This is a genomic window from Pseudoalteromonas citrea, from assembly GCF_000238375.3.
Lineage (GTDB): Bacteria > Pseudomonadota > Gammaproteobacteria > Enterobacterales > Alteromonadaceae > Pseudoalteromonas > Pseudoalteromonas citrea.
Map to the genome: position 1 here is coordinate 328404 of NZ_AHBZ03000022.1, position 21997 is coordinate 350400.

Below are 21997 nucleotides of genomic sequence, written 5' to 3' on the forward strand. Positions count from 1 at the left end.
TCTCCTAGCTATCTGAAACCACAACAGTGATGTGGCTTGAACGCTTAAGGATGCGGTCTGCGCGTCCTTTAGCACGTGGCATAATACGCTTCATTGTAGGACCATCGTCCACAAAGATCGTAGCTACACGTAGCTCATCAATGTCAGCACCTTCGTTATGCTCTGCGTTAGCAATAGCAGACTCAAGTACTTTCTTTACCAATACAGCCGCTTTCTTTGGGCTGTATGCCAGGATTTCTAGTGCGCGATCTACCGGAAGTCCGCGGATCTGATCTGCAACTAGACGTGCTTTTTGCGCCGAACCAGAGGCGAATTTGTGTTTAGCTAATGCTTCCATCATATTCCCCTATTAACGCTTCTTCGCTTTCTTATCCGCAGCATGGCCGCGGTAAGTACGAGTAGGTGCAAACTCACCTAGTTTGTGACCGATCATTTCGTCTGTAACGAATACAGGTACGTGCTGACGACCATTATGGACAGCGATGGTCAATCCGATCATGTTAGGGATGATCATTGAACGACGGCTCCAAGTCTTTATAGGCTTCTTGTCACCGCTTTCCAACGCCTTCTCTACCTTCTTCAGCAAGTGTAGGTCTATGAATGGACCCTTCTTGAGAGAACGTGGCATGGCAATTCCTCAACTATTACTTAGTACGACGACGTACTATTAGTTTATCCGTACGCTTGTTCTTGCGCGTTTTAGCACCTTTAGTAGGCTTACCCCATGGAGACACAGGATGACGACCACCAGAAGTACGACCTTCACCACCACCGTGTGGGTGATCAACCGGGTTCATGGCAACACCACGAACTGTCGGACGAATACCACGCCAGCGGTTAGCACCTGCTTTACCTAGTGAACGAAGCATATGCTCAGCATTGCCTACTTCACCTAAGGTAGCGCGACAGTCAGACTCAACTTTACGAACTTCGCCTGAACGAAGACGTAGAGTCACGTATTGACCTTCACGTGCTAGGATTTGAACGTATGCACCAGCAGAGCGTGCAATTTGCGCACCCTTACCAGGTTTTAACTCTACGTTGTGTACAGTCGAACCTACAGGCATGTTACGCATCGGTAATGTGTTACCAGCTTTGATAGGTGCATCAACACCTGACTGGATCTGATCACCGGCTTTAAGGCCTTTAGGTGCAATGATGTAACGACGCTCACCGTCTGCATATAATACAAGAGCGATGTTTGCGCTACGGTTAGGATCATACTCTAAACGCTCAACAGTGGCTGGAATGCCATCTTTAGTGCGTTTGAAGTCGATTAAACGATAGTGTTGCTTATGACCACCACCGATATGACGAACCGTGATACGACCGTTGTTGTTACGACCACCTGATTTAGAGTTTTTCTCTAAAAGCGGTGCGTATGGCTTACCCTTGTGTAGCTCAGAGTTAACCACTTTAACGACGTGACGACGACCCGCAGAAGTTGGTTTACACTTTTGAAGTGCCATAATTCTAACTCCCCTTATTACTCGGCGCCGCCGACAAAGTCTAGCTCGCTACCTTCTTTAAGAGTAACGTAGGCTTTTTTCCAGTCGCTACGACGACCGAAACGTTGACCTGTACGTTTTGTTTTACCCTTAACGTTTAGAGTGCGAACACCAGTTACTTCTACTTCAAAAAGCTTCTCAACTGCCGCTTTAACTTCAGCTTTAGTTGCATCGTTTACTACTTTGAAAACAATCGTGTTGTTTTCTTCAGCAGCGATCGTGCTTTTCTCAGAGATGTGTGGAGCAAGAATTACTTTTAAAAGACGTTCTTCACGGATCATGCTAGCGCCTCCTCAAGTTGCTTAATAGCACCTGCAGTAATAAGTACCTTATCGAATGCGATTAGGCTTACTGGGTCGATGCCAGCTACATCACGAGTGTCAACCTTATAAAGGTTACGTGAAGATAGGAATAGATTCTCATCTACTTCTTCAGTCACGATAAGCACGTCTTTAAGCTCAAGTTCTTTAAGCTTAGAAACTAATTCTTTTGTTTTTGGTGCTTCAAGACCAAAACTTTCAACAACGATTAAACGCTCTTGACGAACAAGCTCAGACAAAATGCTTTTGATTGCACCGCGATACATCTTACGGTTAACTTTTTGGCTGTGGTCTTGCGGCTTAGCTGCAAAACTTACACCACCGCTGCGCCAGATTGGGCTGCGGATTGTACCAGCACGTGCACGGCCAGTACCTTTTTGAGCGAATGGTTTTTTACCACCGCCTCTAACTTCAGAACGTGTCTTCTGAGCACGAGTACCTTGGCGAGCACCTGCTGCATATGCAACAACTACTTGGTGTACCAATGCTTCGTTAAACTCACGTCCAAAAGTAGCTTCGGAAACTTCAAGCGCGCCAGCGCCTTTAATTGCTAATTCCATCACTAAATCTCCAGGACTTATGCTTTAACAGCAGGTTTAACGATAACGTCGCCGCCAATAGCGCCAGGTACAGCACCTTTAACTAGAAGCAGATTACGTTCAGCGTCAACACGTACTAGTTCAAGATTCTGAGTCGTTACACGCTCAGCACCCATATGACCGGCCATTTTCTTACCTTTAAACACCTTACCAGGTGATTGGTTTTGACCGATTGAACCAGGAGCACGGTGAGACAAAGAGTTACCGTGTGTAGCGTCTTGCATGCTGAAGTTCCAGCGCTTAACACCACCTTGGAAACCTTTACCTTTCGAAGAACCAGTAACGTCTACTTTGTTGATATCAGTAAATAATTCAACAGTAAGTTCATTACCTACTTCAAAATCGCCTTCACCACCATTTAGGCGGAATTCCCACAGGCCACGACCCGCTTCAACACCAGCTTTTGCGAAATGACCCGCATCTGCTTTGTTTACACGGCTTGCTTTTTTCTCGCCTGCAGTAACTTGAAGCGCATTGTAACCGTCTGTTGCGTCAGATTTGATCTGAGTAACACGGTTAGGAGTTGCTTCAATAACTGTCACAGGGATAGATACACCATCTTCAGTGAAGATGCGTGTCATACCCACTTTACGACCGACTAGACCTAATGCCATTTTCCTAAAACCTCTCTAATCTTCCGATTAACCCAGGCTGATTTGAACATCAACACCAGCAGCAAGGTCTAGGCGCATTAGAGCGTCTACAGTCTTGTCAGTTGGTTCTACGATGTCGATCAGACGTTTATGGGTGCGGATCTCATACTGATCTCGCGCGTCTTTGTTCACGTGCGGAGAAGTCAATATTGTAAAACGTTCAAAGCGAGTTGGAAGTGGGATTGGACCACGTACCTGAGCGCCAGTGCGTTTCGCTGTTTCCACGATTTCCGCCGTTGATTGGTCAATCAAACGGTGGTCAAAAGCTTTTAGGCGAATACGAATGCGTTGATTTGACATTCTTTAACAACCTCAATTAAAAGAGCATTTAAAAAGAGCATAAAAATACCACCAGAACAAAATAACGAATTATTTGCCGGTTGGGATTCTTATTTCTACCATTGAACTCCAAATCGGAGTTCCTGTTTTTAGCTTGAAATCCAAGCTCTATTTGCTTTCTAACTGTCTATAACAGTAGAAAGTCCGCACATTATAATGATATTGGTGATAAATGCAACAAGTAATGCTAAGTTATTTACTGCTGCGCAATTATCTTAGGGGGAGTTATATATTGTGGTGGTTCTGCTCAACCCGCTTTCATAACTATAATCAGGGCATGCTGAAATGGTCAGTCCAGTCAAAGCTTGCTATGCTATCGCAAATTTTTAAATGTGGTGTTTTATGAGACTTCTCTCGCAAGGTTTAAATCAGCTGTCACGATGGGCTAATACATTATTGGTTCGAACTAAACTGTTGCCCGAAAACCCCGTAGAGCAATTTAAACTCAATCCCGAATTACCCACATTTTATGTGGCGCGCTTAAACGCTCGTTCCGATATAGCAGCACTAGACAGTGTTTGTAGGCAACTACAGTTGCCACGCCCAATACAACCTCAAACCATCGCAGGGAAAGAGGTGCCACGCTTTATCGGTTTGCAAAATCCAACCCCCCTATTTGCGAAACAAGCGAAACCCAGTAACGCCCTCGATATCGGGAAGGAAATTTTTGAAGCGCTACAACTAGATCCACAATGCCAAGCACAAATAATTCCTGTCACAATCTTATGGGGCCGAAACCCCGGAAAAGAAAAGCCGGGTATTGGCACTTTATTCTCGCATTCGTTAACCCCCAGTTGGCTGCGAAAGCTTTTTGTGCTGATTTTTTCAGGACGCGATAACTTAGTAAGGTTCAGTAAGCCAATAGAACTCAATCAACTGATCAACGACAAAGCTGATGTAGATGAACTTCCACAAAAATTGGTCCGCGTAGCACGAGTACATTTCCGTCGTCAAAAATTAGCAGCAACGGGGCCAAAGCTGCCTTCTAGAGAACAACTGTTTAACTCTTTACTCGCATCGCCAAGCATTAAAAAAGCCATTGCTGAAGAAGCAAAGAGTAAAGGGCTCACCCATGACGAGGCACGGTTAAATGCCCAAAATTTATTAGAAGAAATAGCCGCAAACTATTCAGATGCAATGGTGAGAGTTGGTGAGCGACTCCTAACGTGGCTTTGGAACAAGCTTTATAATGGGATAGAAATAAAGTATGCCGACCGTGTACACAACTTGGTCGATAAGGGACACGAAATCATTTATGTTCCATGTCACCGCAGCCATATGGATTATCTGCTACTTACCTACGTAATTTATCACCAAGGGTTGGTTCCTCCCCATATTGCAGCCGGTGTTAACTTAAACTTTTTCCCTGCCGGTGGCATATTTAGACGCTCTGGGGCATTCTTTATTCGCCGTTCTTTTGCCGGTAACAAACTCTATTCAGCCGTATTCAAAGAGTATTTAAGTCAACTCTTTATTAAAGGGTATTCCGTTAAGTTTTATACTGAAGGGGGCCGTAGTCGCACAGGTCGATTATTGCCGCCTAAAACAGGTATGTTAGCAATGACTATCCAATCGATGCTACGTGGCATTGATAGACCGATTTCCATTGTACCCGTTTACATCGGCTACGAGCACGTCATGGAGATCAACACCTACCTTAAAGAGTTAGCAGGAAGTAACAAAAAAAATGAGTCTGTATTTGCTGTATTCAAAGCAATGAAGAACTTGAAAAACTATGGTCGTGGTTATTTAAATTTTGGTGAACCCATTAACGTTAACCAATATCTCAATGAACACCAAGCCGATTGGCATCAAGCAGTACACCCGACTGATGTGCAAAAACCAGCTTGGTTAAATAGCCGAGTGGCTGATTTAGCCGACGGTATTATGACGAACATAAATAGTGCAGCCGCACTGAATGCAGTCAACTTGCTCGCCACTATTTTATTAAGTAATAGCCAGTTTGCCTTGAGTCGACAAAAGCTCATTGCCCAACTTGAGTTTTACCTTTCATTGCATCGCGATGCAAAATACAATGAACAAGTGACTTTACCTGCAGACAGCGCTGAACAACTGATTGAGCACGCTTTAAAGTTAAATAAGTTTGATGTTTTACAGGATGAGTTAGGCGATATTATCGCAATAAAAGAGCAAGAGCGCACACTCTTTAACTACTATCGAAATAACATTATTCACCTCTTTGCTGTACCGAGTGTCATAGCACAGCAACTGGTCAATTGTCGCCGTGTGACAGTCCAAGAGTGTGAAACTCAATTAGCCCTTATATATCCATTTTTTGCCAAAGAGTGGTTTTTAACCCCACTACGTGATGGCTACATCACAGAGATACTCCATTCATTTACCAAGAATGGACTCATCAAGTTTGATGGTAACACGGCCACGACACATTCAGAAAATAACGCACTCGCACAACTTGAAATGCTGGGTAAAGTCAGTCATTTAACCTTACAACGGTATGCTATTACAGTAAGCTTGATTGACTCGAATCAAGGCCTTACACGTACGAGCCTTGAGTCTGAAAATGATGTTTTGGCTAAACGTTTAGGGACTTTGCACGGCATTAAAAGTCCGGAGTTCTTTGATAAGAAGGTATTGGTGTCGTTTATTTCAAGCCTAAAGACACAGGGCTTTATTCGTATTTCTGACCAGAAATGTATTGAACCGACTGAACAGTTGGCACAATTAAAAAGCCAACTTCACGCCCTATTACCTGCAAGTATCTGGCAATCAATTAACGATACTCTCTAAACATCACCCGTTTTTGTGGAGCCGACTCATTGCAGGCTCCACAATGACCCTTACAGATCGCGTTGACGCATCACACCTTCTTGCATCGTCGACGCAATTAGTTCCCCATCACGATTAAAAAACTGACCACGCACTAAGCCTCGGCCATTACTCGCACTTGGGCTGTCGACACTATATAAAATCCAATCATCTAATCGAAATGGACGATGAAACCACATTGCATGATCAATGGTCGCAACTTGCATACTTGGGTGCATAAATGATAAGCCATGGGGCTGCAATGCCGTCGGTAAGAACTCAAAATCAGACGCGTACGCTAGCAAGTAGTTATGAATGCGGCGATCATCTGGCATCGCACCATTCGCTTTAAACCAAACATGCCGCTGCGGTGCGGTTTTTTGTGGTTTAAATGGATTTTGAAAATCCACTGGGCGCATTTCAAGTGGCATTTCGCGAGTAAATTTATGGCGCAACGACTCTGGTATCAAGCTGGCGTTCTCTTGGTAAAACTCAATAGATGATTTGAGGGTTTCTGGCTCTGGTACTTTTGGCATCTCACTTTGGTGAGATAACCCAGCTTCATCACCTTGAAAAGACGCCGTCATATAAAAGATAGGTTTGCCATATTGAATCGCACTGACTCGACGTGTGCTAAAGCTTTTTCCATCACGGATTGTTTCAACATCATACACAATAGGTTTCGCAGGATCGCCTGGACGCAAAAAGTAAGAATGTAATGAGTTCACATATCGAGCTTCAGGCAAAGTGTATTTCGCTGCCGATAATGCCTGCCCCATCACTTGCCCACCAAATACTTGTGGAAAACCTAAATCTTGGCTTTGTCCTCGATAAATACCCTGTTCAATTTCTTCTAATTTTAATAATGACAGAAGGTCATCTAGTACCTGACTCATCAGCTTTCCTACTACGTTGATTCATTATCTTAATCATACTATAAATTACAACGATCCCAAGTTACATAAGAATAAACGCCATGCGTTTTGGTTTTTATTTTACTAAGGGGTGCCATTCTTTATTAAAACCTATCACACTATCTGATATTGAGTTGACTAGGATAATTACCATGGCCTATTGGTTATTTAAAACAGAACCAGATGCATTTTCGATAGATGATTTAAAAAATGCGCCACAGCAAAGTACGTTTTGGGAAGGGATCAGAAACTACCAAGCGCGAAACTTTTTACGTGACCACGTTAAGGTGGGTGACCAAGTATTTATATATCACTCCAGCTGCAAAACGCCGGCGATTGTCGGGGTTGCCATTGTTACTCATGCTGCTGAAGCCGATCCATACCAATTCGATATGAGTAGTGACTACTACGACGCCAAAGCCACTACTGATTTACCAAGATGGGTCGGTGTCACCATACAATATCAACAACATCTAAAACCCATTACACTGGCTGCTATTAAAGCCAATGATGACATCACCGAGCTTGCCCTTAAAAAAGCAAATCGCTTATCTATTATGCCCGTCAACGAGCTGGAGTGGGAATTACTAATGGCGCTAGGTTAAGGTTTTTTGCGTTTAGGCCTCATACCTTGCTTTGGAACTATCGAAAAATACATCAGTAACGCTAACCATGAAAAGAATAAAGTCCCAATGAGCCATCCATTCTTTTCATGTTTATGTGTTCTACGACTCCCAGAAACCAATCCAATAGGGATCAAGTAGGCACAGATAGCACCTACTAAAAGCAGGAGTTCATAGGTCATATTGCCTGCCAGAGCACCTCTTTGGCTAACACACGACTTGGCGCTATGTAGTGTAATACATCCCCTGCACAAATCTTATAATCTAACGGCGGGTTCAAATCTAAGTTTTGCGCACTTTTATCATCGGCCACACCAAGCAAAATAGCATTATGATGTGCCTTAAAGTAAGGAAATAACTCTCCAAATTGATACTCTTTTACACCCAGTGGTAACTGTAAACTAAACTGCGTGTCACCATGTAAGCTCGACAGTAATTCTTCTTGTACGCGACTCGAACCAGGGTCCTGCATCGCACGCACTAATATTTCAGCCGACTTTGCTGATGAACACTCGACATTTTTACAATGTGAGCGCAACAATGACACTTTACTTTCATCTTGAAAATGCGCGCTAATATGTGCATCTACTTTAATCATCGGACTCAGTTTAAGTGCCGTGGTAAATGTTTGATCATCATCTTGACCATCAATGATGACTTTATCGGCACTGGCAATGGCAATTCTTGATAATTGCTCATCTTCTGTAAAACTGGTTAAACGTGCAAAGTGAACGTCAGGGTAACTCATTAATGGGTGCTCAATCGTATCTGTCACAGCCAGTACAATACGACGATTATCGCGCTTAGTATCAGCCAAGATATAATCAATTATTTTTTTTGTTCTTATCGGGTGCCAACCAAAAATAATAATGTGATTGCGTAAATGATAGTAATCTTTGTCGCCAGTCATTGCTCGTTTTATCCAAAAAGTTGCCATTTGCCCTGCTTTGCCTAGCAAGACGCCAAATAACCCTAAACCAAATGGGATTTGTATGAGTGCAACAACCCACCGTCCAAAATCCGTTGTTGCACTAAAGTCCCCGTATCCTACAGTTGAGGTCGTAATTATGTAATAGTAAAAAAATACATTAGCGGGTAAAAGCGCTTCCTCATTAGCAAGCACTAACAAACCCCACACTAATCCCATATGCAGTGAGGTAATCAAACATAACAAGCGCCAACTTGCTCTATCAACATGAGCACGTAATAAAACCACTAAGCGTTTAAAAATAATCATAATAAAGAGACTAAAATAAATATGTCGTTACATTACTTGATTTGTCTAATTTTGAAAACCTCAGCTCAAATTCATGTGCAGGTCATATAGATACCATTGAATAATGGAAACTTTTCGATAGGCTCGTAATTTGAAATAACTTGGGTATACTAAAATATGAAATTGCACGATGAAAATAGGTTAATTTAATGGCTGGTGTATTAGCATCTGTAGATCAAAGAACGCAACTAGTCGGTGAGAACCGTCTTGAACTGTTGCTGTTTCATTTACATAGCCGCCATTTATTCGCGCTCAATGTATTTAAAGTCAAAGAGGTTGTTAAACTACCACACTTAAATATTATGCCTAACGCACACCCCAAAGTGTGTGGCGTGACAACCATTCGTGGTGAATCTATTCCCGTCATTGATTTACGACAAGCCATTTGTATGCCCGAATGTGAAAGAGATGTCGATTGTAACTTAGTTATCACCGAATATAACCGCTCCATTCAAGCGTTTTTAGTGGGTAAAGTAGACCAGATCGTAAACACCACTTGGTCTGACATCATGCCAACACCAAGCTCTGTTGGTAAAAACCATTATCTCACTGCTCTGACTAAAGTCACCCGTGATGATATAGAGCACATTGTAGAAATTATTGACGTAGAAAAAGTACTGGCAGAGATAATCGAATATGATATTGGTATTTCTGACAATATATTAGATGAGTCAATCAGAGAAGACTTTAAAGGTCGCAAAATATTACATGCTGATGATTCCCCTACCGCACGCCGGCAGGTGGCCGATACACTGGCTCAGCTTGGTATTGAAATCATCCCAGCAACCGACGGACAAGAAGCATTAAATCTACTTACCAACTGGGCTGATGAAGGCGTGGATGTAAATAAAGAGCTACTCGCCGTGATCACCGATGCTGAGATGCCAGTGATGGATGGCTATCGGCTCACTTATGAAATTCGTAACGACCCCCGTTTAAAAGATTTATATGTGGTTTTAAACACTTCCTTGAGCGGCAGCTTTAACCAAGCAATGGTTGAAAAGGTCGGATGTAATGCGTTTTTATCTAAGTTCCAGCCGGATTTACTTGTTCAGGAAGTGCAAAATCGTTTAAAAGATGTTTTACCGGCCAAATAACTGGCTGTTTATACAGTGTATGTGTAATTAATTTTTTAAATACGATCAATGATTTAAATAATTTCAGACGCCAAAACATCGAACTAAACTGGGCATCCGAAGTACACAAAGGTATACTTTGCGCTCATTTTCTATAACAGGCGTGATGATGGACGTTTCTGAATTAATCGATGGGTTAAACGATAAACAGCGCGAGGCTGTAGCCGCTCCACTGCAAAATATGTTGGTTTTGGCTGGCGCTGGCTCAGGTAAAACACGGGTGCTGGTACATCGTATTGCTTGGTTAATGCAAGTCGAACATGCATCACCCTATAGTATTTTTGCGGTCACATTTACCAATAAAGCAGCCAAAGAAATGCGCTCTCGCGTCGAGGAAACCATCAAATCATCAGTTGGTGGTATGTGGATCGGTACCTTCCATGGTTTGTCACATCGGATTTTGCGCGCACACTATCGTGATGCCAATTTACCTGAATCTTTTCAAATACTAGATACAGACGACCAAGTTCGTATGATCCGTCGCTTACTTAAAGCAATGAATATTGACGAGAAAAAGTGGCCAGCGAAACAAATAGCTTGGTATATCAGCGCCAAAAAAGATGAAGGGGCACGTCCTAAAGATATTCAAGCCTATGATATCAACGAGCAACTACTACTCAAAGTTTATACTGCCTATCAAGAAGCCTGTGATCGCGCCGGGTTAGTCGATTTTGCTGAAATACTTCTGCGCTGCTATGAATTACTGCAGCACAACCCCACTTTATTGCAACATTACCAGCAGCGCTTTCGTTACATGCTTGTGGACGAATTTCAAGATACCAATAGTATTCAATATCAATGGTTAAAGCTATTAGCTGGCACTGAGAATACCATGATGATTGTCGGTGATGACGATCAGAGTATTTACGGCTGGCGAGGCGCTAAAATTGAAAATATAAAACGCTTTGTCATTGATTTTGATGCAGAAACTATACGTCTTGAGCAGAACTATCGCTCGACCGCCACGATACTCAAAGCCTCAAATGCCCTGATAGAAAATAACTCGGATCGTATGGGTAAGAGCTTATGGACAGAAGGCACAGAAGGAGAGCCGATTTCCATTTATGCCGCATTTAATGAACTCGATGAATCGCGCTTTACTGCCAGCAAAATACGCAGCTGGCTAAACGCAGGAAACCTGTTAGAGCACTGTGCCATTTTATATCGAAACAACGCACAATCTCGGGTACTTGAGGAAGCATTATTACAAGAAGGCTTAAAATACCGTATTTATGGCGGTATGCGCTTCTTCGAGCGACAAGAAATAAAAGATGCACTGGCTTATTTAAGGCTCATCAGTAACCGACAAGATGATGCCGCTTTTGAGCGTGTTATTAATACGCCCGCACGGGGTATTGGCGATAAAACGCTAAGCCATATCCGTGATTGTGCACGCAATGAGTCTATGCCGTTGTGGTATGCCGCCAAAGCTGTAATAGAAGAAAAACACTTAGCAGGTAGAGCTGCAACAGCCATTAGCCGATTCATTGAGCTTGTGGAACAATTAGACGACAACATTACTGAGCTGGAGCTTGCCGAGCAAGCAAAGCTGACAATTGATCAATCAGGCCTTATGGCCATGTATCAAGCTGAAAAAGGCGAAAAGGGCCGTGCGCGCGTCGAAAACTTAGAAGAATTGATCAGTGCCTGTGGTCAATATGACCTACCGATTGACGAAGATTTTAGTTCTCCATTACAAGGCTTTTTAGCCTACACCTCCCTTGAGTCTGGTGAAGGTCAAGCCGACGAGCATGAAGATGCCGTGCAAATGATGACCTTGCACTCCGCCAAAGGGCTTGAGTTTCCACTTGTGTTCATGGTTGGCGTCGAAGAAGGCATGTTTCCTTCTCAGCAAAGTCATGAAGAATCAGGACGGTTAGAAGAAGAGCGTCGACTGTGTTATGTCGGTATGACCCGAGCAATGGAAAAGCTGTACATCAGCCATGCTGAAAGTCGTAGGCTCTACGGACAAGAAAAACATCATAGTCCATCACGCTTTCTACGTGAATTACCTGATGACTGCGTAGAAGAAATTCGAATTAAAACGCAGGTATCACGCCCAGCCGCAACAGGCAGATTTAGCCCTTCGGTTACTCATGCGGTATTTGAAGACAGTGGTTATACTCTTGGCCAGCGGGTGTTACATGCAAAATTTGGTGCGGGAACCGTTTTAAATTACGAAGGCAGTGGTGCGCAATCTCGTATTCAAGTAAATTTTGATGATGTTGGTAGTAAGTGGTTAGTCACGGCATATGCACGCCTTCAAGCCATGTGATTTAACGCCCCTTATAACGCAACTGGCAAAAAACCATCATCGCCAGTTGCTTATTCTATGTGGCGACCATAACTGGGCGATTTCCCAATACACCCAGCTTATTAGCTCTACTTCTGAGCAGGCTTTAGCTTTATCGCAGCATAGCAACCTAAAAAGCGCTCAGTGGCCTGAACATATACATGAAATATTGGGCCAGGAATTCTCAGTAGCGCTTTATGATGGTTACTGTGGGATCACGCCAAATAAACTTGCTGCGCTCAGCGGAACCATAAAAGCAGGCGGGCTATTAATACTCATCCTTCCTGAATTATCACAACTCGATAGCTGGATAGACCCCGCGATAAAAAAATATCTTTCCTGTGGCCATAACGCTAATCGCAGTCTGTTTTTAAAGCGCTGGCAGAGACTTATTCCGAGTTTACCCATCAGTGTACTTTCTCAAAAGTATGGTGCGAACCTTAATATACCAGCAGCCCAAGACAACCACGCAAACACTGCCTGCCAAACACAAGAGCATGTTATATCAACACTGCGTACACAATTACAAAAAGGCTCTACTTCACCAAGCTTACTCAGTGCAGATAGAGGTAGGGGAAAGTCTGCAACACTGGGCTTGTTGGCTGCCAGCATGCCTGAACAACAGTTCGTTATTTGCACAATACAGTACCGAGCAATAAAAAATGCCTTTAAGCATTTAGCCCTAGAGCTAGGGGTAGAATACAATGGACATGAAAAGCAATTAGCGAATCTGCACTATGTGCCACCCGATCAAGTATTAACTATGCCACTAGATGACACAGTCGTGTTAATCGATGAAGCCGCCACCTTACCAGTACCGACTTTGGTCGCTATCGAGCAACGCGCTTCACAGTGTATTTTCTCCAGTACTTTGGTTGGTTATGAAGGAAATGGCCGAGGGTATACACTCAAGTTTGCTGATTATCTATCAAAGAAATATACAACCTATACGCAACTTACGCTCACACAGCCACTCAGATACAATCACAGTGATCCGTTAGAATTTGCGGTAAATCGTTTATTTGCCTTAGACAGTCACTACCAGACTGATGCTATCGCTACATTGAATAGCATTCACTTTACTGAGTTGACAGCTCCACAACTTGAACTAGACGAATCTTTACTACAGCAAACCTTTGCTCTGCTGGTGACCGCGCATTATCAAACTACAGTAAACGACTTTAGGCAGTTACTTGATAGCCCCAGCCAACGACTATTTGCCGTAATGCAACAAAGCACTATATTAGGGATATGCCTAGTCAATATTGAAGGCCAGTTAGAAGAAACCATACAAAGTGCTATCAGCCAAGGGACTCGTCGGCCACAAGGGCATTTGCTGCCCCAACAGCTATTTCAGGTTCAGGGGCAAATGGCTTTTTTATCCGCTCGTTGCGCACGAATCGTCAGAATAGCCATTGCACCACAGCGACAAAAACGCCAATTAGGTACTCAGTTATTAAATTATACGGAGCAGCAGCTCAACAACACAGTTGACTACTTTGGCAGCAGTTTTGGCTGCGACTCTCAATTACTCCAATTTTGGCAAAATAATGGCTATCAGTTGGTTAAATTAGGCTTCAAAAAAGACAAGTCAAGCGGGCAATATGCTGCAATGGTCATCAAGAGCCAATCCGCTTTGCAGTGCCAGCAACAGTCTTTGCAAAGTGACTTTGAAAAAGCATTTTACTATCAGCTAATGAATCATTATCGTGATTTGCCGTGCTCCTTGATACTCAAAATAATTCTAAAGTTCAAAGCAAAACCGCTCTCTGACGCATTACTTACGCAGTTTCGCTTTATCGTGACTAAAAATACCAATCTCGAACAATATTCACCGATGATCTGGCAAGTGATCACAACACACCCCACACTGCTATCAGACTTACCGCGTATTTCCCAACAGTTAGCTATTAGTCTATTATTACAAAATAATACTAAGGAATGGGTCCAGCAAACACTGTCGCTGCACTCAAAAAAGCAGTTTAATATTGCATTGCAAGCTTTGGTGAAAGAACTTTATGCACGGATCTCTATTAAAAGCGAGTAAAGTAGCTCTCTGTTATCTGATACTACACACCTATTGTTTCGCACAAGCTCCCGCAGATATTAAGTTAGGGATGTCTACTGCTTTGAGCGGTCCTGCGCAGGCCATCGGCAGTCAACTCAAAGCCGGTGCAAATATTTATTTTGAACAGCTTAACCAAAATGGTGGAATAAAAGGTGCCAAAGTAGACCTTTTGGTATTAGATGATGGGTATGAGCCTAGCCGAACCGTGAATAACACTCGCTACTTTATTTATGAAAAAAAAGTCGATGCTTTATTTAGCTTTATGGGCACCCCAACAATCTCAGCAATACGACCCTTGTTAGAACACAGTCAAACTTCTTTACTTATGCCATTCTCCGGTGCCGATTTTTTACGTAACAACCGTGCAATTAAAGTATTTAATTTAAGAGCGAGTTATTTTGATGAAGCTGCAGAACAAATTAATTACCTAGTCAACGAACGAAAGCACACCAATATCGCTTTATTTATTCAGGCTGATGAGTTTGGGATCACATTAGAAAAAAGCCTGACACAGCTATTAGCAAATAAAGGCCTTAGCCCTTCGGTGATCACCCGTTTTCGTCGCAATTCGAGTAACGTAGATAAAGCCTTACGAAAAATAAAAGCATCACGGGCTACAGCGGTTGCACTCATTGGTACATACAAACCTTTAGCAAAATTGATTAATCGAGCACAATTAAAAGGAGTTAAAGCCGATTATACCAGTGTGTCATTCGCCTCCAGTAATGAACTGCTTGCCCGTATAAAGTCATCGCAACTATTGATGATCACTGAAGTTGTTCCTGATCCCTTTAATTGCTCATCGCGATTATGCAAAGAGTTTAGAGTGCATACCGCAGCCCACCCAAACATTACAATTGATCACGTCCTGTTTGAAGGGTATTTAAATGCTCTTGTATTTAGTAAAGCAGCTCAGCAATGCCCTGTGAATTTTGATGATCAATGTATACTTGATAAACTGTCTTTGATGCTAGAGCATGACACTGATTTAAAAGAACTATTTAACTTGAATACCGATAAAAAGAAATTACCGGTTTTCCGCTCATATTCGTCATAATGTTCTATTCTTAAAAGATAATTATAATTTTTAAGAGGCGAACATGGATTTAATAAACTTTCGAGTTGGACAAAAGACCATATCCCTAAAGATATTGGATATTTTGCTCACTGAACGTTATGAAGGGAACCTAACCTCGCTACCTAACGGCAACCCTAGTTTTTTAGGTGTCAAAGACTACATGGGCGCTCCGACGCCTATTTTCGATTTGGGTCTTATTCTTAATAATCAATCTTCCCATGATATAAATCGTGCACTCATTGATTTATTGATGGAGCATGAGCAAGAGCAAAAATCTTGGTTTCAAGCACTAGAGCAAAGCGTAAACAATGGCTCTGTGTTTAGCGGAACGAGAGATGCCAAACATTGTGAGTTTGGTAAGTGGCTTTATCACTTTAAAACAGACAATGAAGACTTAAAAGCCATACTCGCGCGCTTTGATAAACCGCATACCCAATTGCATTCCTTACCAGATAAAATCTTTGCACTGTATCATGATGATAATGTAGAAGAAGCAAAGCGGTTGTTAGCAAAAGAAAAATCAACAACTTATATGAAGCTTATTCGCTTATTTGAATCTGCTAGGGAGCAAATTTCATTAGATCATAAACCAATCATCGTATTTACAACACAAGATGGGCAACAGCCACATATCGGGTTGTTGGTGGACCAAGTTGAAGATAACATTCACTGTGAAGAGAGTGAAATCAAGTCGTTAAGTGAATTGACAAACGTGGGCTTTGAAATAGATTCACAGACTAAAAAAATGATGCGAGGACTCATTAAACGGGGTGACACACACAGCGTTGTGATTGATCCCAGTGCGATATTTAGACCAGACCACCTACAAGACTATGAACCAGAAGAAACTGAAAGCTACGGCTTATTTTAATCTGTGGGTTTGTATCACATAAAAAAACGCCGCTCAAAGAGCGGCGTTTTTAACGTATACGGTCTGTATTAGTCTTTAATTTGACGACCAGCGCGCTTACGCTCACTTTCTGTCAATAACTTTTTACGAATACGGATATTCTCAGGCGTTACTTCTACTAGCTCATCATCATCGATGAACTCAAGCGCTTGCTCAAGAGACATTCTGATTGGTGGTACAAGTGTTTGTGCTTCATCAGTACCAGATGCACGAACGTTTGTTAGCTGCTTACCTTTAAGTGCGTTAACAGTCAGGTCGTTATCACGGCTATGAATACCGATAACCATACCTTCATAAACTTCTACACCGTGTCCAATAAACAACTTACCACGTTCTTGTAGGTTGAATAATGCGTTAGTTAGGGCTTTACCTGTTGCATTCGCAATCAATACACCATTCTTACGCTTACCAATAGTACCGCCTTTGTATGGGCCGTAGTGGTCAAACGTGTGGTACATTAAGCCAGAACCTGATGTCAGTGTCATGAAATCAGTTTGGAAACCGATTAGACCACGTGAAGGCATCATGAAGTCCATACGAACGCGGCCTTTACCATCTGGTGCCATATCCGTCATTTCAGCTTTACGAAGACCAAGTTGTTCCATGATAGAACCTTGGTGCTCATCTTGAACATCGATAGTTACTGTTTCAAACGGTTCTTCTAACTGACCATCTACTTCACGAAGAATTACTTCTGGACGAGAAACTGCCAGCTCATAACCTTCACGACGCATGTTTTCGATCAAGATACCTAGGTGTAATTCACCACGGCCAGATACTCGGAAGCTATCTGGGTTTTCAGTTTCTTCAACACGTAATGCTACGTTGTGAACTAATTCATTTTCAAGACGCTCTAGGATGTTACGTGAAGTAACAAACTTACCTTCTTGTCCTGCAAATGGTGAAGTGTTTACAGAGAAAGTCATTGTTACAGTTGGTTCATCAACTGACAATGCTGGTAACGCTTCTACAGCATTAACATCACAGATAGTGTCTGAAATTTTCAGCTCACCAAGACCTGTGATTGCGATAATGTCGCCCGCTTGTGCTTCAGCAGCTTCATGACGGTCAAGACCTAAGTAACTCATTACTTGGCCAACTTTGCCATTGCGCGTTGTGCCATCAGCACCCACGATTGTTACTTGCTGATTAGGCTTAACAGAACCACGCTTAATACGACCTACACCGATAACACCAATATATGAATTGTAATCTAGCTGAGAGATCTGCATTTGGAAGTCACCTGCTGGATCAGCATCTGGCGCTTCAACTTGCTCTACAATCGCTTCAAACATCGGTTGCATGTTATCTGATTCATTATCAAGGTCTAATGTCGCCCAACCATTGATAGCTGATGCGTAGATAACTTGGAAGTCTAGCTGTTCGTCAGTCGCACCTAGGTTGTCAAATAAATCAAATACCTGATCCATAACCCAATCAGGTCGTGCTCCAGGCTTATCGATCTTGTTGATAACAACGATTGGCTTAAGACCTAATGCGAATGCTTTTTGCGTTACGAAACGCGTTTGCGGCATTGGACCTTCTTGCGCGTCTACTAATAGAAGAACTGAATCTACCATTGAAAGTACACGTTCTACCTCACCACCAAAATCGGCGTGTCCTGGAGTATCTACGATATTGATGTGGTAATCATTCCACTCAATCGCAGTATTTTTTGCAAGGATTGTGATACCGCGTTCTTTTTCGATATCATTTGAATCCATTACACGCTCTTCGTTACCGCCGCGTGTTTCTAGTGTGCCTGATTGCTCTAGCAACTTATCAACTAGGGTTGTTTTACCGTGGTCAACGTGTGCGATAATCGCAATATTTCTTAACTTTTCGATGCTCATATTATTACTCAGAGAAAGTTGAATCTCAGTGATCCTAGTCGATCTACGCGATTTCACTAAATGTTGGCGCGCCAGAGATGTCCCAATATAGGAATTAAACGGCGCACATTATCCCTTATTCCGGCCATGGATGAAAGTTTATCCAACATAAATTTTGTGACTTTATAAAGTCAGTGTGTTTTTTCGTGGATTTTCAGAGTAATAAATTGCACAACAGATAAACCCCACTAAGCTTATTTCATTATGCACCACACTAGCGCATTCGATTCTAGTGCGCACCATTACAAAACAATTACGCACCACAGTGGTGCAACATTTAACTTTAAATGTATTGAAATATTTATTTTGTTATTCATATCAATAAATTAGATAATTGGCATAGATCACGCTTATACTTTATCAATAGCGCATCAATATGCTGCACAAAAATATAACCCACGAGTCGGAGGACACATGTCACAATCGGTTTTAGATTTTATAAAAGAAAATGATGTTAAATTTGTAGACTTACGCTTTACAGATACTAAAGGCAAAGAGCAACACGTTTCTATTCCTCATCACCAAGCCGATGAAGACTTCTTCGAAGAAGGCAAAATGTTCGATGGTTCATCAATTGCCGGTTGGAAAGGTATTAATGAATCTGACATGGTACTGATGCCTGATGCGGCTTCTGTTAAATTAGACCCATTTGCTGAAGAAACTACAATGATTGTACGTTGTGATGTTGTAGAGCCAGCAACATTACAAGGGTATGAGCGTGATCCTCGCTCTGTAGCAAAACGCGCTGAAGAGTACATGCGCTCAACAGGCATTGCTGACACTGTCTTGTTTGGTCCAGAGCCTGAGTTTTTTGTGTTTGACGATGTAAAATACAAAACTGATATGTCAGGCTCTATGTATAAAATTGATTCTAAGCAAGCAGCTTGGAATTCAGATAAAGACTATGAAGGTGGCAACACTGGTCACCGCCCAGGCGTTAAAGGTGGTTACTTCCCAGTTGCCCCTGTTGATGACTTCCAAGATTGGCGTAGCGCGACATGTCTAGTACTTGAAGAACTAGGCCAAGTCGTAGAAGCACACCACCATGAAGTAGCCACTGCTGGACAGAACGAAATCGCAACACGCTTTAATACTATGGTATTGAAAGCGGATGAAATTCAAGAAATGAAGTATGTTATTCATAACATGGCGCATTTGTACGGTAAAACAGCAACCTTCATGCCTAAGCCTGTTGTTGGCGATAATGGTTCAGGTATGCACTGTCACCAATCCCTTGCTAAAGATGGTAAAAACTTATTTGCAGGCGACAAGTACGGTGGTTTATCTGAAGATGCCCTTTACTACATTGGTGGTATCATCAAGCATGCAAAAGCAATCAATGCGTTTGCTAATGCATCAACCAACTCATACAAGCGTTTAGTTCCAGGCTTTGAAGCGCCAGTTATGCTTGCATATTCTGCACGTAACCGCTCAGCATCTATTCGTATCCCTGTTGTACCAACAGAACGCGCACGCCGTATTGAAGTTCGTTTCCCTGACCCAACAGCTAACCCATACCTTGCTTTCTCAGCAATGCTTATGGCCGGCCTTGACGGGATCAAGAATAAGATCCACCCTGGTGATGCAATGGATAAAGATTTATACGACCTACCAGCTGAAGAAGCGGCTGAAATTCCAACTGTAGCGGCATCATTTGACGAAGCATTGTCAAGCCTAGACGCAGATCGCGAGTTCTTAGTACAAGGTGGCGTATTCACTCATGACCTTATTGACGCTTATATTGCGCTTAAGTCACAAGAAGTGGAAAAACTGAACATGACAACTCACCCAGTTGAGTTTGAAATGTACTACAGCGTTTAATTGCGCTTTTAAATCATATGTGTTCTAAAGCCCGCTAAAGCGGGCTTTTTTATGGAAAATAAAGATACAAAGGTCTAGAGTAATAGGGAATATTTTTTACTCCGGCAAGAAGTCCATGCGTCTCATTATAATAGGGTGTTTAGTTTTCATTAGCTGTGCAAGCTCGGCTGATTCTAAGGTATATCGTTGGAAAGACGATAATGGCAACTGGGTGTTTTCAGATGTGCCACGTAAAGGTGCACAAGAAGTACAATTAAATAAATCAATGACGATGCCTGCCGTTGATACAAAAATATTTGATACGAAAATTCAGCAACAAGCCACAAGCTATACGGCAAGTATTACCTCGCCGAATAACGAACAAACCCTCAGAGAAAACACCGGTACTATTTATGTTACAGGTCAAATCGAGCCAAGCTTTACGAACGGATTAAAAGTACAATTAACTTTAGATGGAAAAGCAACGGGACCCATGCAGACCAGTACCACATTTGTAATCAATAATGTACCAAGGGGAGAGCACACTTTAGTCCTCAAACTTTACAACGCACAGGGGAAAACTCTCGCTCAAAGCGACTCTACGACTTTTTTTCTACATCGTAAAAGCGTTGGTAACTAAAAAGTCACTATGCTTGGTATCATAACTGACTAGGAAAAAGAATAATAACAGTGCTATGCTGGTTGCGCACCAATATGGTGCAATAGCAATTATAGGCGACCCATTATGGTACATTCTGCAGAAAGCTTACTCCCAACCTTATGGCATAATTTAGCAACTTCTGTTCTGGTTCTTGATGAAAAGTTTATGATCCATTATGCAAATAATAGCTGCAGTGAGTTATTTGGTTTAGGGATAAAGCGTTTGATCGGGCAACCACTTAGTGGCACATTCAGTCACCATAATATTAACATTGAACGATTCAATCAATATGTACTACTCGACGGCGTAGATTGTCAGCAGCATAGAGTAGACGTAGTCTTCATCGATAACCGTGCTGCTACTTTGAACCTTCATGCTCGCCGTATTCAACAAAAAAATATGCCCTATATTTTGTTAGAGTGTCGCAGAATTGATGACGAATTGCGCTTTGATCAAGCATCCAATCAATTACATCAATATCATGCAGCCCGTACTTTGATCCGAGGCTTAGCACATGAAATTAAAAACCCTCTGGGTGGAATTAGAGGGGCGGCGCAATTATTGCAATACGAAGGGTGTCAAAGTGAAAGAGATCAATGTGCCGAGTTAATAATTGAACAAGCAGATCGATTAACTGAATTGGTAGACCGATTGCTCGGACCAAATCAGCTATTGCACAAAGCGTCTTGTAATATTCATCAGACTTTGGAGTCTGTGATAAAGCTGAGTATGTTAGACAATGAACATAATATAAAAGTAGTTAAAGATTATGACCCAAGCATACCTGATATATCAATCGACCAAGCAAAAATTCAACAAGTCGTTTTGAACATTGTTCGCAATGCTCAACAGGCTTTGATAAAAGGTGGAAAGATCACACTCACAACACGTATCAAACATCGACTACGACGTGGTGAACGATTAATGAAAAAAGCGCTCCTTATTCAAATTACCGATAATGGACCAGGTATAGCAGATGAGCTCAAAGAAACGCTCTTTTTTCCAATGATCACAAATAAAGATGGTGGCTCAGGGTTGGGGCTATCTATTGCGCAAACTTTGATTGAGCAACATGAAGGTATGATTGATTGCGACAGCTGGCAAGGGCACACAGAATTTAATATTTACTTACCGTTTTGA

Annotated in this window: 21 protein-coding genes; 10 read left to right on the top strand and 11 right to left on the bottom strand. The window is 42.2% G+C overall.

The features are described 5' to 3' along the window. Nucleotides 1-4: 4 nt before the first annotated feature. Genes rplV through rpsJ form a run of 7 tightly spaced genes read right to left on the bottom strand, consistent with a single transcriptional unit; the run spans nucleotide 5 to nucleotide 3380 of the window. Entirely contained in the window at nucleotides 5-337 is a 333-nt protein-coding gene (gene rplV / locus PCIT_RS15835; RefSeq protein ID WP_010367080.1) for a 50S ribosomal protein L22, read from the bottom strand. A 12-nt stretch (nucleotides 338-349) separates the two neighbouring features. Continuing rightward, nucleotides 350-628, bottom strand: coding sequence for a 30S ribosomal protein S19 (rpsS, locus tag PCIT_RS15840; RefSeq protein WP_010367084.1), 279 nt, complete (start codon nucleotides 626-628; stop codon nucleotides 350-352). A gap of 16 nt (nucleotides 629-644) precedes the next feature. Then, nucleotides 645-1469 (bottom strand): 50S ribosomal protein L2, encoded by an 825-nt coding sequence (gene rplB, locus PCIT_RS15845; protein ID WP_010367086.1) that lies wholly within the window; start codon nucleotides 1467-1469, stop codon nucleotides 645-647. Between the two features lie 17 nt (nucleotides 1470-1486). Continuing rightward, nucleotides 1487-1789 (bottom strand): 50S ribosomal protein L23, encoded by a 303-nt coding sequence (rplW, locus tag PCIT_RS15850; RefSeq protein WP_010367088.1) that lies wholly within the window; start codon nucleotides 1787-1789, stop codon nucleotides 1487-1489. Continuing rightward, nucleotides 1786-2388: a 50S ribosomal protein L4 gene (gene rplD, locus PCIT_RS15855; protein ID WP_010367090.1), complete on the bottom strand. Its 603-nt coding sequence runs from the start codon at nucleotides 2386-2388 to the stop codon at nucleotides 1786-1788. The genes rplW and rplD overlap by 4 nt, the downstream gene beginning before the upstream one ends. Nucleotides 2389-2405: 17 nt before the next feature. After that, nucleotides 2406-3041 (bottom strand): 50S ribosomal protein L3, encoded by a 636-nt coding sequence (gene rplC, locus PCIT_RS15860; RefSeq protein ID WP_010367093.1) that lies wholly within the window; start codon nucleotides 3039-3041, stop codon nucleotides 2406-2408. Between the two features lie 27 nt (nucleotides 3042-3068). Then, complete coding sequence (gene rpsJ / locus PCIT_RS15865) at nucleotides 3069-3380, bottom strand: 30S ribosomal protein S10 (protein ID WP_010367096.1); 312 nt, start codon at nucleotides 3378-3380, stop codon at nucleotides 3069-3071. A gap of 381 nt (nucleotides 3381-3761) precedes the next feature. On the opposite strand from rpsJ, the gene plsB reads away from it, so the two are divergent. Then, nucleotides 3762-6188, top strand: coding sequence for a glycerol-3-phosphate 1-O-acyltransferase PlsB (gene plsB, locus PCIT_RS15870; protein ID WP_010367097.1), 2427 nt, complete (start codon nucleotides 3762-3764; stop codon nucleotides 6186-6188). Between the two features lie 50 nt (nucleotides 6189-6238). Here plsB and tesB read toward each other — a convergent pair whose 3' ends face one another. After that, nucleotides 6239-7102, bottom strand: a complete 864-nt coding sequence (tesB, locus tag PCIT_RS15875; protein ID WP_010367099.1) for an acyl-CoA thioesterase II — start codon at nucleotides 7100-7102, stop codon at nucleotides 6239-6241. A gap of 170 nt (nucleotides 7103-7272) precedes the next feature. On the opposite strand from tesB, the gene PCIT_RS15880 reads away from it, so the two are divergent. Next, a complete protein-coding gene (locus tag PCIT_RS15880; protein WP_010367101.1) occupies nucleotides 7273-7725 on the top strand; it encodes an EVE domain-containing protein in 453 nt (150 codons plus the stop codon). Here the strand turns inward: PCIT_RS15880 and PCIT_RS23155 are convergent. Then, the gene (locus PCIT_RS23155; RefSeq protein ID WP_010367103.1) at nucleotides 7722-7925 is read right to left on the bottom strand and encodes a hypothetical protein; all 204 of its coding nucleotides are present in this window, start codon (nucleotides 7923-7925) and stop codon (nucleotides 7722-7724) included. The genes PCIT_RS15880 and PCIT_RS23155 overlap by 4 nt on opposite strands. Further along, nucleotides 7922-8983 (bottom strand): potassium channel family protein, encoded by a 1062-nt coding sequence (locus PCIT_RS15885; protein WP_040696501.1) that lies wholly within the window; start codon nucleotides 8981-8983, stop codon nucleotides 7922-7924. Before PCIT_RS15885 ends, PCIT_RS23155 begins: the two co-directional genes overlap by 4 nt. 185 nt (nucleotides 8984-9168) lie before the next feature. Between PCIT_RS15885 and PCIT_RS15890 the strand changes: the two genes are divergently transcribed. The 5 genes from PCIT_RS15890 to PCIT_RS15910 all read left to right on the top strand — a co-directional run bounded on the left by PCIT_RS15890 (nucleotide 9169) and on the right by PCIT_RS15910 (nucleotide 16465). After that, nucleotides 9169-10116, top strand: a complete 948-nt coding sequence (locus tag PCIT_RS15890; protein WP_010367107.1) for a chemotaxis protein CheV — start codon at nucleotides 9169-9171, stop codon at nucleotides 10114-10116. 148 nt (nucleotides 10117-10264) lie between these two features. Further along, on the top strand, nucleotides 10265-12430 hold the full coding sequence (gene uvrD, locus PCIT_RS15895) for a DNA helicase II (RefSeq protein WP_010367109.1): 2166 nt from the start codon (nucleotides 10265-10267) through the stop codon (nucleotides 12428-12430). Beyond that, nucleotides 12408-14495 carry a tRNA(Met) cytidine acetyltransferase TmcA domain-containing protein gene (locus PCIT_RS15900; RefSeq protein ID WP_010367111.1) on the top strand — a complete coding sequence of 696 codons (2088 nt, stop codon included), beginning with the start codon at nucleotides 12408-12410 and terminating at the stop codon, nucleotides 14493-14495. The genes uvrD and PCIT_RS15900 overlap by 23 nt, the downstream gene beginning before the upstream one ends. Continuing rightward, nucleotides 14467-15573: an ABC transporter substrate-binding protein gene (locus PCIT_RS15905; RefSeq protein ID WP_010367113.1), complete on the top strand. Its 1107-nt coding sequence runs from the start codon at nucleotides 14467-14469 to the stop codon at nucleotides 15571-15573. The genes PCIT_RS15900 and PCIT_RS15905 overlap by 29 nt, the downstream gene beginning before the upstream one ends. A 43-nt stretch (nucleotides 15574-15616) precedes the next feature. After that, nucleotides 15617-16465 (top strand): CZB domain-containing protein, encoded by an 849-nt coding sequence (locus tag PCIT_RS15910; RefSeq protein WP_010367115.1) that lies wholly within the window; start codon nucleotides 15617-15619, stop codon nucleotides 16463-16465. A gap of 68 nt (nucleotides 16466-16533) precedes the next feature. On the opposite strand, the gene typA is transcribed toward PCIT_RS15910, so the two are convergent. Further along, nucleotides 16534-18357 carry a translational GTPase TypA gene (gene typA / locus PCIT_RS15915; protein ID WP_010367118.1) on the bottom strand — a complete coding sequence of 608 codons (1824 nt, stop codon included), beginning with the start codon at nucleotides 18355-18357 and terminating at the stop codon, nucleotides 16534-16536. 453 nt (nucleotides 18358-18810) lie between these two features. Here typA and glnA point away from each other — a divergent pair, with 453 nt between their 5' ends. From glnA to glnL, 3 genes are all read left to right on the top strand, one after another. Further along, complete coding sequence (gene glnA, locus PCIT_RS15920; RefSeq protein ID WP_010367120.1) at nucleotides 18811-20217, top strand: glutamate--ammonia ligase; 1407 nt, start codon at nucleotides 18811-18813, stop codon at nucleotides 20215-20217. Nucleotides 20218-20332: 115 nt separating this feature from the next. Next, nucleotides 20333-20836 (top strand): DUF4124 domain-containing protein, encoded by a 504-nt coding sequence (locus PCIT_RS15925; protein WP_010367123.1) that lies wholly within the window; start codon nucleotides 20333-20335, stop codon nucleotides 20834-20836. A gap of 105 nt (nucleotides 20837-20941) precedes the next feature. Continuing rightward, the gene (gene glnL / locus PCIT_RS15930; RefSeq protein WP_010367125.1) at nucleotides 20942-21997 is read left to right on the top strand and encodes a nitrogen regulation protein NR(II); all 1056 of its coding nucleotides are present in this window, start codon (nucleotides 20942-20944) and stop codon (nucleotides 21995-21997) included.